At 71.0% G+C, this 11209-nt stretch carries 11 protein-coding genes; 1 reads left to right on the top strand and 10 read right to left on the bottom strand.

Going from position 1 to position 11209, the window contains the following annotated elements; genetic code table 11:
* The 9 genes from cysC to GFH49_RS00390 form a co-directional block, all read right to left on the bottom strand.
* Positions 1-435 (bottom strand): adenylyl-sulfate kinase (gene cysC / locus GFH49_RS00425; RefSeq protein ID WP_155053705.1); only part of this gene is annotated, 435 nt, incomplete at its 3' end.
* Between the two features lie 47 nt (positions 436-482).
* The gene (locus GFH49_RS00420; RefSeq protein WP_155053704.1) at positions 483-1193 is read right to left on the bottom strand and encodes a phosphoadenylyl-sulfate reductase; all 711 of its coding nucleotides are present in this window, start codon (positions 1191-1193) and stop codon (positions 483-485) included.
* Positions 1190-1378, bottom strand: coding sequence for a hypothetical protein (locus GFH49_RS00415; RefSeq protein ID WP_155053703.1), 189 nt, complete (start codon positions 1376-1378; stop codon positions 1190-1192). Before GFH49_RS00415 ends, GFH49_RS00420 begins: the two co-directional genes overlap by 4 nt.
* On the bottom strand, positions 1375-3072 hold the full coding sequence (locus GFH49_RS00410; protein ID WP_155053702.1) for a nitrite/sulfite reductase: 1698 nt from the start codon (positions 3070-3072) through the stop codon (positions 1375-1377). The genes GFH49_RS00415 and GFH49_RS00410 overlap by 4 nt, the downstream gene beginning before the upstream one ends.
* Before the next feature lie 124 nt (positions 3073-3196).
* Complete coding sequence (locus GFH49_RS41145) at positions 3197-3280, bottom strand: putative leader peptide (RefSeq protein ID WP_310591794.1); 84 nt, start codon at positions 3278-3280, stop codon at positions 3197-3199.
* Between the two features lie 126 nt (positions 3281-3406).
* A complete protein-coding gene (locus GFH49_RS00405) occupies positions 3407-3979 on the bottom strand; it encodes a GNAT family N-acetyltransferase (protein WP_155053701.1) in 573 nt (190 codons plus the stop codon).
* A 46-nt stretch (positions 3980-4025) separates the two neighbouring features.
* The gene (locus GFH49_RS00400; protein ID WP_155053700.1) at positions 4026-5366 is read right to left on the bottom strand and encodes a hypothetical protein; all 1341 of its coding nucleotides are present in this window, start codon (positions 5364-5366) and stop codon (positions 4026-4028) included.
* Positions 5367-5517: 151 nt separating this feature from the next.
* Positions 5518-6807, bottom strand: coding sequence for a GAF domain-containing protein (locus GFH49_RS00395; RefSeq protein ID WP_408055872.1), 1290 nt, complete (start codon positions 6805-6807; stop codon positions 5518-5520).
* Positions 6808-7195: 388 nt separating this feature from the next.
* Positions 7196-8842: an acyl-CoA dehydrogenase family protein gene (locus GFH49_RS00390; RefSeq protein ID WP_155053698.1), complete on the bottom strand. Its 1647-nt coding sequence runs from the start codon at positions 8840-8842 to the stop codon at positions 7196-7198.
* A gap of 262 nt (positions 8843-9104) precedes the next feature.
* Between GFH49_RS00390 and GFH49_RS00385 the strand changes: the two genes are divergently transcribed.
* Entirely contained in the window at positions 9105-10256 is a 1152-nt protein-coding gene (locus GFH49_RS00385) for a YihY/virulence factor BrkB family protein (protein WP_155053697.1), read from the top strand.
* A gap of 17 nt (positions 10257-10273) precedes the next feature.
* On the opposite strand, the gene GFH49_RS00380 is transcribed toward GFH49_RS00385, so the two are convergent.
* Positions 10274-11131: an NmrA family NAD(P)-binding protein gene (locus GFH49_RS00380; RefSeq protein ID WP_155053696.1), complete on the bottom strand. Its 858-nt coding sequence runs from the start codon at positions 11129-11131 to the stop codon at positions 10274-10276.
* Positions 11132-11209 lie beyond the last annotated feature (78 nt).

Here is an 11209-nt window from a genome sequence, read left to right as displayed (position 1 = left end):
CTCGTACGGGTCGTCGACGCCGGTCAGCCCGGTCAGCTCGCCCGCGGCCTGCTTGGCGTACAGCCCCTTCACGTCCCGCTCGCTGCACACCTCCACCGGGGTCGCCACATGCACCTCGATGTACGCCGCCCCGCTGTCCTGGTGCCGCTTGCGCACCGCCTCGCGGCTGTCGGCGTAGGGCGCGATCACCGGGACCAGGGCCTTGACGCCGTTACGGGCGAGCAGTTCGGCGAGGAAGCCGATGCGCTGCACATTGGTGTGCCGGTCCTCGCGGCTGAAGCCGAGTCCGGCCGAGATGAACTCGCGGATCTCGTCGCCGTCGAGCACCTCGACACGGTGGCCCTCTTCGCGCAGCCGGCCTGCCAGCTCGTACGCGATGGTGGTCTTGCCGGCGCTCGGCAGACCCGTGAGCCAGACGGTGGCTCCGGTCGTCACTTGGATCTCCTGGTTGCTCGAAGGGGCCGTAGATTCCACGGTCTCGGTCACAGGTGCAGCCCGCACTCGGTCTTGGCGCGGCCCGCCCAGCGGCCGGCGCGTGTGTCCTCGCCCTCCAGGACGCGGCGGGTGCAGGGGGCGCAGCCGATGGAGGTGTAGCCGTCCATCAGCAGAGGGTTGGTGAGGACGCCATGCTCGGCAACGTACGCGTCCACGTCGTCCTGGGTCCAGCGGGCGATCGGCGAGATCTTGACCTTCTGGCGCCTGTCGTCCCAGCCGACGACCGGGGTGTCCGCCCGGCTGTCGGACTCGTCGCGGCGCAATCCGGTCGCCCAGGCCGCATAGCCCTTGAGGCCTTCCTCCAGCGGCTGGACCTTGCGCAGCTTGCAGCACAGGTCGGGGTCGCGGTCGTGCAGCTTCGGGCCGTACTCCGCGTCCTGCTCGGCGACCGTCTGGCGTGGGGTCAGGGTGATGACGTTGACGTCCATCACCGCCTCCACCGCATCCCTGGTCCCGATCGTTTCCGGGAAGTGATAGCCGGTGTCCAGGAACACCACGTCGACACCGGGCAGAGCACGGGAGGCGAGGTGCGCGACGACCGCGTCCTCCATGGAAGAGGTGACACAGAAACGGTTGCCGAAGGTGCGGGCGGCCCACTGGAGAATCTCCAGCGCCGAGGCATCCTCCAGGTCACGGCCCGCCTGCTCGGCGAGCGCCTTGAGATCCTCGGTCGCTCGATCTTCCTGAACGGTGTTCATATCTGCTCTCCCCCTGCGTCGTTCTGCCGCAGCCCCCGGGCCAGCAGCCCGAGGAACTTCAGCTGGAATGCGCGGTTGCACGCCGCGCATTCCCACGCGCCGTGACCGCCTTGCGGGGCTTCACTGGGCCGAAGGTCCTCGTCGCCGCAGTAGGGGCAGTAGAAGGGTGCCGCGCGCTCGCTCATGAGAGGGACTCCTCACTGGCCCGCGAGGCCCAGGCGGCGAACCGCTCGCCCTCCTCGCGCTCGGCCTCGAAACGCTTGAGCACGCGCTCCACGTAGTCCGGCAGCTCCTCCGAGGTCACCTTCAGACCGCGCACCTTGCGGCCGAATCCGGCCTGAAGACCGAGCGCGCCGCCCAGGTGCACCTGGAAGCCCTCGACCTGCTCGCCCTGGTCGTTGAGGACCAGCTGGCCCTTGAGACCGATGTCCGCCACCTGGATACGGGCGCAGGCGTTCGGGCAGCCGTTGATGTTGATGGTGATCGGCTCGTCGAAGTCCGGGATACGGCGCTCCAGTTCGTCGATCAGCGAGGCTCCGCGCGCCTTGGTCTCGACGATGGCGAGCTTGCAGTACTCGATGCCGGTGCAGGCCATGGTGCCGCGGCGGAACGGCGAGGGCTTCACCGTGAGGTCCAGCGCCTGAAGACCCTCGACCAGCGACTCGACCTGCTCCTCGGCGATGTCGAGGACGAGCATCTTCTGCTCGGCGGTGGTCCGCACCCGGCCCGAGCCGTGCGCCTCGGCCAGCTCGGCGATCTTGGTCAGGGTGGCGCCGTCCACGCGGCCCACGCGCGGGGCGAAACCGACGTAGAAACGGCCGTCCTTCTGCCGGTGCACACCCACGTGGTCGCGCCAGCGTGCCACGGGCTGGGCGGGCGCCGGGCCGTCGACCAGCTTGCGCTTCAGGTACTCGTCCTCCAGCACCTGGCGGAACTTCTCCACGCCCCAGTCGGCGAGCAGGAACTTCAGCCGGGCGCGGGTGCGCAGCCGCCGGTAGCCGTAGTCGCGGAAGATCGAGACGACGCCTTCGTAGACGTCCGGGACCTCGTCGAGCGGGACCCAGGCGCCGAGGCGCTGGCCGATCTTCGGGTTGGTGGACAGCCCGCCGCCGACCCAGACGTCGAAGCCGGGGCCGTGCTCGGGGTGGTGCACGCCGACGAAGGCGATGTCGTTGATCTCGTGCGCCACGTCGAGGAGCGGCGAGCCGGAGACCGCGGACTTGAACTTGCGGGGCAGGTTCGAGAAGTCCTTGTTGCCGACGATCCGGCGGTGGATCTCCTCGATCGCCGGGGTGCCGTCGATGATCTCGTCCGCGGCGATACCGGCCACGGGTGAGCCGAGGATCACACGGGGCGTGTCACCGCAGGCCTCGGTGGTGGACAGGCCGACCGCCTCCAGGCGGTTCCAGATCTCGGGCACGTCCTCGATCCGGATCCAGTGGTACTGGACGTTCTGCCGGTCGGTGATGTCGGCGGTGCCCCGGGCGAACTCCTGCGAGATCTCACCGATCACACGCAGCTGCTCGGTGGTGAGCCGGCCGCCGTCGATGCGGACGCGCAGCATGAAGTACTCGTCGTCCAGCTCCTCCGGCTCCAGGATCGCGGTCTTGCCGCCGTCGATCCCGGGCTTGCGCTGGGTGTAGAGGCCCCACCAGCGCATCCGGCCACGCAGGTCGTTGGGGTCGATCGAGTCGAAGCCACGCTTGGAGTAGATCGTCTCAATGCGTGTCCGCACATTGAGACCGTCGTCGTCCTTCTTGAACTGCTCGTTGCCGTTGAGCGGGGTGAAGTGCCCCGCGGCCCACTGGCCCTCACCGCGGTGACGGCTCACCTTGCGGCGGGGAGTCGCGGCGGCAGGCTTCTGCGGGGTGGCGGCCATGGTGGTAAGTCCTTCGGGACAGGCGGGAAGAGGCTCTGAACTGCGCGATGCGGCGCACGGGGCATACGGACGCGGCATCGCGCGGACATCAGATGGAACTGGGAGACGTCGGCTCGGCTGGCTCTCAGCGTGCCGGACAGATGGCGCTGGACATGCGGCCGAGGTCGACGTGGCGCCGACTCACCAAGGCAATTCCAGTTCCAGACATGGCGGAAGCGTGTCACGGCGATCTGGACACAGTCCAGCTTCGTCTGCCATGTGGACACCCATGTCTCGGATGATGGGACGAGGGTGGCGTCGGTCACATGGCCGGAAAGGCTGATGTCTGCCCAGGTCAGACGGGGTATGCCCCAGGCCAGGGGCCTGTTGGGGCTGCCTCGGGCTCCTCCTCGACCTTGGTGTCGAAGAGCTTGAAGCCCCGCTGCTGATAGTTGGCCATCGCGAACTCGCCGTCCTTGCTGCAGGTGTGCAGCCACACCCGCTTCGTCGACGCCCGCCCCGGCCAGCGGTCCGCGAGATCCCACGCGCGGGCGGTGCCGCACGACAGCAGATGCCCGCCGATCCGCCGCCCGCGGAAGGCCGGGATCAGCCCGAAGTACTCGATCTCGACGACGCCGTCGTCCTGCGGGCTCAGCTCCACATACCCCGCGGGCGTGCCCCGGTCGTAGGCGACCCATGTCTCCACACCCGGCCGGTCCAGGTGCTCCTGCCACCGCGCGTACGTCCAGTCGAGCCGGTCGATCCAGCGGATGTCCCCGCCGACGGACGCGTACAGGAACCGGCTGAGCTCGGGGGAGGGCACCTCGGCGCGGACGACCCTCACATCGCCCTCGGGGGCGGCGGCCGGGCGGAGGTCGGCGGGGTCGGTCTGCTCCAGGGACCAGGTGGTCACGGGGATCTTCGTCATGACCGCCAGGAAATCATCCCGCCGAGGGATCTGTCGATCGGCTGCGTCACTCCCCGCCCAGGGACCGGTCGACCGCGGCCAGCGGCAGCGCGAACAGCGCCCGGCCCGACTGCGACCAGACCTCGCCGAGCGCCCCCCAGTAGGAGAGGGACAAGGTGTGCGCGCTCCAGCAGCGGCGCGTCTCGTCCACCCCGCACTCCGTGGCCCCGGCGCCTTCGCTGTTCTGCCGCCACAGCGTGCCGCGCCCGGCTCCCGTACCGGCCAGGTACCAGTCGGGGCGGGCGGCACCGACCTCCTGGTAGGACAGGACGCCCCCTATGCCGGCCGCCTTCGTCCGGTACGCCTCGTCCGCGTGCACGCGTCCGGCCGAGTCGGTGGCGAGCAGCCCGGCGCGCTCCGGGTCGGTGCTGAAGGAGTAGCGCCACAGCCGGGTGGGCCGGTCGTCGTCCTCGCCGGCCCGTTCGCTCACGGCCAGGCTGTCGGGCCTGGAACTGCGGTCGAGGGAGATACCGCCGAGGCAGGGGACGCCGGCGTCCGAGTCCGTGTCGCAGGCCCCGCCGGTCAGCCGGTACGAGCCGACGGCGGGCAGCACCCACCGGTTGCCGTGCGCCGACCAGCCGCCGCGCACCCGGCCGACCGCGGCACCGGCGACGGTGGCGCGCTGGACGCGGTCCATGTCGTACACGTACAGCGCGGTGCCCTTGCCGCCGTCCGCGGTGACCAGGAGCTTGTCCTGGTACCAGACCATGCCGGACACCTGGGAGGAGAGGGCGCGGTAGTCACGTCCGCCGTCGACCGGCACGGCCAGCAGCGCCCAGGTGTAGCTCAGCCGGCCCAGGTCGTTCGCGTCGACGAAGGCGACCCGGGCGAGGTCCTGTGCGCCGGCCGCGCTCGCCCCGGAGGCGTCGGACCCGCTCCAGCCGGAGAGGATCGCCCGGTTGCCGCCCCACCATCCGTCGTCGTCGGCGTCCCCGGAGGTGGTGACCGCACCGGGCTGCCAGCCCTCGGTGTCGGCCTCGTCCCAGCAGTACGCGCGCGTGGCCGCCGGTTCGACGGGCAGGGCCGTGCGCTCGGCGGCCGTGCAGCCCGAGGCGGGGCGCAGGGTGTGGTCGGCGCTGTCGAGGACGGCGCCGACACCGACGGGCGTGCCCATCTCTTCGGCGAGCCGGTCGAGCGTGCGCTCGGGCACGAGGTCTTCCCGGAGCCGAAGCGGGTCGGTGTCCGCGGCGGAGGCGAGCGGCTTCAGCGCTCCGGGGTCCTCGCCGACCGTGGCCTGCGAGGCGCTGACGATGGTGGCGGCCGCGGTCAGCGAGAGGGCGGTCCCGGCCAGGGCAGCGCGCAGCACCCTGCCGCGCTTGCGTCGGCGGTGTCGGCCGCGACTCATCATCCAACCTCCAGAGGCGAGCCAACTGCGCCCGGTGATCCGTACGTTGACCGAGGAGCAGCTGGGGTGGCCTGTCCCTGGATGCTACGGCAGTCCGCGGTGGCCCATGACGAAGACCCTGCAATTATGCGGAAGATGCCACCCCTTGTGCCCCTCAGGGCACATGAATCGACATCCGTCCCCTGGCCACCGCCGGAGCCGTGGAGTGCGGCAGCACCGCGTGCGGGTCGTCCGGCAGGGCCATGTCGACCTCGGCGTCCTCACGGAAGCGGTACGGGCGGTGCTCCAGGAATCCGCCGAGATAGCGGCGTACCCGGGACATCTCCGCGCGCACCGTCACCGTACGGCCCGGATCGCCGAACAGGTCCTCGGCCAGCCCGGCCGCGCTGCGGCCGGTGCGGTGCAGGGCCAGCAGATAGAGCAACTCGGCATGCCGGGGACTCAGTTCATGGGTCCACGAGCCCGCGCCGCCCGACGCGGTCACCGTCACCGACCAGCGGCGCGGCTGCGTCAGATCCAGTGCGATCCGTGCGGCGCCGTGCGCCACCGGCTCGTCTTCGGATCCCAGTGCCCGCACCAGCCAGCCCTCGGCCAGCGGCTCCACCGAGCAGAAGCCCAGCGCCGGCATCCACCGGCGGCCGGGCGCCAGGGACTTGGGCAGCGCGATCTGGTTCGTGTACGGCATCCCGGTCACCGCCGCCGTCCAGCCGTCCCGGTCCACCACCAGGGCCCGGCCGGCGATCCGGGCCAGCGCCGGCGCCCCGACCGCGCGCAGCCGCTCCAGCGAAACCAGGTGCAGTTCGCGCAGTCTGGCCTCGGCGAGCTTGGCCACCGAGTCGACCCAGGCGAGCGTGGCCGGGTGCATGGTCTCCAGGGGGCCGCTCACATCGACGACACCGATCGGCCGGCCGTTCCTGGGATCGGTGATCGGGGCGCCCGTACACGTCCAGGAAGCGTGTGACCGTACGAAGTGCTCCGCGGCGAAGACCTGTACGGGCCGGCGCACCACCGCCGGCGTGCCCACGCCGTTCGTGCCGACGACGTCCTCGCTCCAGTCGGCGCCGAGTTGCAGGCCCAGCCCGTCGGCCTTGCGGAGCACCGGCGAAGACCCCTCGCGCCACAGCACCCGGCCCTCCGCGTCCGCGACCACCATGATGTGGCGGGTGACGTCCGCGACCGACAACAGCCCTTCCCGCAGCACCGGCAGCACATGCCTGAGCGGCGAGTCCTCCCGGCGCCGCCGGATCTCCCCGGTGTCCAGCAGCCCGGACCTGAAGTCGTGGTCCGGGTCGACGCCGCCGCGCAGCATGCGCCCCCACGACTCGCCGATCACCGGGCGCGGGAGCAGACGGCTGGGCTGTCCGGCGAGGGTCGCGTTCCGGACCTCGCTGAGCACTCGCGCCGCCTGTGCCGCGTCGACGGTGGCGAGTTGCGTCACGTTCATCGGCGAGTTCGCCACGGGCCCTCCCAGCAGCAACCTGTTAGGAACCGGTTGTCGGGCCGCTGCGCCGACGGTTCCGGTCCCTTGTTGAATGTTCGTCTCATAGTGCCGTCCACGGCGAGTGGAGGCACACACTCCGCACACAGACGCCAACAAGTTGCAACCCCTTGCAACCCTGGTGGTCTGCGCGTGCCCTGACCGAAACTTGAGCAGCGCCGCCCCCGGGTGGCGTGCGTGGCCTCGAATGGGCCAATGGCGGGGGTGGTGCCGTGTCGGCGCAGCACCACCCCTGCTTCCGGCGGTCGGGCCGGTTCGCGGCGGAGCCGCATATCGGTACAGCCCCGCGCCCCTGGGTTGGTGTCCGGGCCCCGGGCCGGTAGTTGGACGTCTCTCAGGCCACTGGCCTGGCCCGTTCCACGATCGTCGCCAAGTCCAGGGTGGGCGGCAGCGTGCCGAAAGCCGCGCCGCCGTCGGTGCCCAGTCGTGAGGCGCAGAAGGCGTCGGCGACCTCCGGCGGGGCGTAGCGGACGAGCAGGGAGCCCTGGAGTACCAGTGCCAGGCGTTCGGTCAGGCGACGGGCGCGGGCCTCGATGCCGTCCAGGTCGGCGAGTTCGGTCAGCAGGTCCTTGATCGCCGCGTCCAGGCGGTGGTCGGCGCCGCGTGCCTGGCCGACCTCCTGGAGGTAGGCGTTCAGGGCCTGGGGTTCCCGGCGCAGCGCCCGCAGGACGTCCAGCGCCTGGACGTTGCCGGCGCCCTCCCAGATCGAGTTGAGGGGCGACTCGCGTACCAGCCGCGGCAGGCCGGATTCCTCGACGTAACCGTTTCCACCCAGGCACTCGGCCGCCTCCACCGCCACCTGCGTACAGCGCTTCGTCACCCAGTACTTGGCGGCCGGCACCGCCAACCGCAGCAGTGCCCGCTCCTGTTCGCCGCCGTCGCAGGCGGCCGCGAGCCGTAGCGCGAGCGTGGTCGCCGCCTCCGACTCCAGCGCCAGATCGGCCAGTACGTTGCGCATGAGCGGCTTGTCGAGGAGCTTTCCGCCGAATGCCTCGCGGTGGGCGCAGTGGTGCACCGCCTGTGCGACGGCCTGCCGCATCAGGCCCGCCGAACCCAGCACGCAGTCGAGCCGGGTCGCGGCCACCATGTCGATGATGGTGCGCACTCCGCGTCCCTCGTCCCCGACCCGGCGTGCCCAGGTCCCGTCGAACTCGACCTCGCCGGAGGCGTTCGACCGGTTGCCCAGCTTGTCCTTGAGCCGCTGGAGGAGGAAAACGTTGCGGGAACCGTCTTCCAGCACCCGCGGCACCAGGAAACAGGTCAGCCCGCCCGCTCCCTTTGCCGGGGATGCCTGCGCCAGCACCAGGAACCCGTCGGACATCGGTGCCGAGCAGAACCACTTGTGCCCGGTCAGCGCATACGTCCCGGCCTCGGCCAGCGGCACGGCGACCGTCGTACTGGAGCGTACGTCGCTGCCGCCCTGCTTCTCCGTCATGCCCATCCCGAACAGCGCCCCGGCCTTCGACCGCGCGGGGCGCAGCTCACGGTCGTAGACCATGGACGTCAGCCGCGGCTCCCACTCGGCGGCCAGGGCCGGGTCGGTGCGCAGCGCGGGCACCGCGGCGTGAGTCATCGACAGCGGGCAGCAGTTGCCCGCGTCGACCTGCGTCCACACCAGGAAGGCCGCCGCCCGCCGCAGCTGACCGCCGGGCCGTCCCCAGGCCGCGGTCAGGCCGGCCGCGACGCCCTTGCCGAGCAGCCGGTGCCAGGCCGGATGGAAGTCGACCTCGTCGACCCGGCGGCCATAGCGGTCGTGGGTCCGCAGCCGCGGCGGATACTCGTTCGCCTGGACGCCCCACTCCTGCACCTGCGCCGAGCCGCACGTGCGGCCGAGCGCCGCGAGCTCGCCCCGGACCTCGTCGAGCAGGACGGGGTCGAGATGCCGTTCGACTCCCGCGGTCAGGGCCTTGTCGGAGCTGTAGACGTCGTATCCGACCAGCGGTGGGGTCTGGTTGGTCACGGTATGGGTAATGCCGGACATGTCTGTGAACATACCGTTCTCAGAGACGGAGCGGGAGTGAGTCCTGTTGCCGGCGCTCATGCTCAGCCGCGTGCCCCGAACGGTGTCGGGCACGCCGGTTCCCCGCGTCGGCCCCCCGCGTCGGCCCTCGTGGCGCTCCCCGTCCGGCGCGCACGGATCGTATCCGCCACACTGGCACGCCACGTCCCACCAGGGACGGACGCGGTGACGGCCGTGCCACCGGGGGATGAGCCGAGCCCGGCGCGGCGGATACCTTTAGTTCGTGCAGCCAGCAAGTGAATCCGCCGAGACGGCCCCCTCAGGCCGTCTCCACCGCGCTCGTGCCCTTTACCGGAACGTCTCCAAGCGCAGGACCGCCTGGCTGTTGCTCAAGGACACCGTCAACTCGTCCATCGAGTACCGGATCCTGGGTCTCGCGGCGGAGGCGGCGTTCTTCACGCTGCTGTCCGTCCCCCCGCTGCTGCTGAGCATGATCGGACTGCTCGGCTACGTCGACGACTGGACCGGCACCGACACCATCAGCAGCCTGGAGGCGAACCTCGTGGAGGCCTCCCACACGGTCCTGTCGGACCGGGGGGTCTCGCAGATCGCTCAGCCGATCCTGGACGACGTGATGCAAGGTGGCCGCCCCGACGTCATCTCCATCGGCTTCCTGTTCGCCCTGTGGTCGGGATCGCGTGCGGTAAACGTTTTCATCGACACGATCACCGTGATGTACGGGCTCGACGGCGTCCGCGGCATCGTCAAGACACGGCTGCTCTCCTTCCTGCTGTTCCTGGTGGCCCTGGTGATCGGCTCGGTCGCGCTGCCGCTGATGGTGGCGGGGCCGGACGCGGTGCTGAACATCCTGCCGTGGTCGGAGACCCTGGTGCAGGTGCTGTACTGGCCCGTCGTCATCGTGCTGTCCATCGCGTTCCTGACGACGCTGTACCACGTGTCCGTGCCGGTGCGCTCGCCCTGGATCGAGGACGTGCCGGGCGCGTTGGTGGCCCTCGGCATGTGGGTCCTGGGCAGCTTCCTGCTGCGGATCTACCTCAGCAACACGGTCGAGGGCGCCACCATCTACGGCTCGCTGGCCGCCGCCGTCGCCGTCCTGCTGTGGATCGGCGTGTCCGCCTTCGCCGTCCTCCTCGGCGCCGCCGTCAACGCCGCCATCGACCGGGTCTGGCCGGCCGCCGCCACCGCCGCGGCCCGCGCCGCCAACGAGCGGATGCGCGAGGCCCAGGTCGCCGAGTACGTCGCCCGCGTCGCCGCCCACCGCGGCGACCCCGACCCCGACGACCCGGACATGCCGTCCGAGTTCCCCGAACGCTGGTCCCGCTTCCTCCCCCCGGAGGACGTGACATCGCGCCTGCGCACCCATGCGAAGAACGCGCCGAAGGGGGAGGAAGCGGGGATGCCGGAGGGAAAGTGAGGTCCGCTCGGTCCGGGTCAGCGTTTCCAGGCTCCGGCCGCCGCGGATTCCCGTACGAACTCCGAGAAGTCCCGCGCCTGACGCCCCAGCACCTGCCGCACCCCGTCCGTGACGTGGGCGTTGCGCCCGTCCAGCAGCCCTTCGAAGACCTCCACCAGGAAGTCCGCCTCCTCGGCCGGAACCCCCATGCCGGTGAGGATCTTCCCGTAGGACCGGGCCGGCACCGGCGTGTACGTCAGCCCGGACCCGGTGGCCGCGTCGATCTCCGCCACCGCCTCCCGGAAGCTCAGCATCCGCGGCCCGGTCAGATCCAGCGTCCGCCCCACATAACGGTCCCCGGACGTCAGCACGGCCGCGACCACGTCCCCGATGTCCCGCACGTCCAGAAACGGCTCGGGCACCTCAGCCGCCGGGAACACGAACTCGCCCGTCTGCACCAGCCCCTCCGCCAGCAGTCCTTCGCTGAAGTTCTGTGCGAACCACGCACACCGCACGATCGTCCACTCCGCCCCGGACGACATCAGCGCCTCCTCGGCCGCCAGCGCCTGCTCCTCACCGCGCGCCGACAGCAGCACCAGCCGCCGGACACCGAGCCCCACCGCCTCCCGGGCCAGCGCGCCGACGCCCTCGGCCGCCGCCGGGGAACCGACATCGGACGGGTACACCACATACGCCGCGTCGGCGTCGCGCAGAGTCTCCGCCCACGTCGTCGGGTCCTCCCAGTCGAAACCGCGGGTGCGGGACGCCGCGCGCACGGTCAGGCCGGCGCCCCGCAGCGCGTCGGCGACCCGGCTGCCGGTCCGCCCGGAGGCGCCGGTCACCACAACCGTCGTGTTCTGCGTGTTCACTGTCGTGTTCTGCGTGTTCTTCGTCATGCCTCAAGTCAACGGCCGCGCGCCCCAACAGCCCATCGCTGAGCGGCTCATTGGCATACGTGCGCGTCTACGCTGGCA

It is taken from the genome of Streptomyces blattellae (assembly GCF_009709555.1).
In the GTDB taxonomy this organism is placed as follows: domain Bacteria; phylum Actinomycetota; class Actinomycetes; order Streptomycetales; family Streptomycetaceae; genus Streptomyces; species Streptomyces blattellae.
The sequence above is the reverse complement of the archived record's forward strand: the minus strand, read 5'-3'. Positions and strand labels throughout refer to the sequence as shown.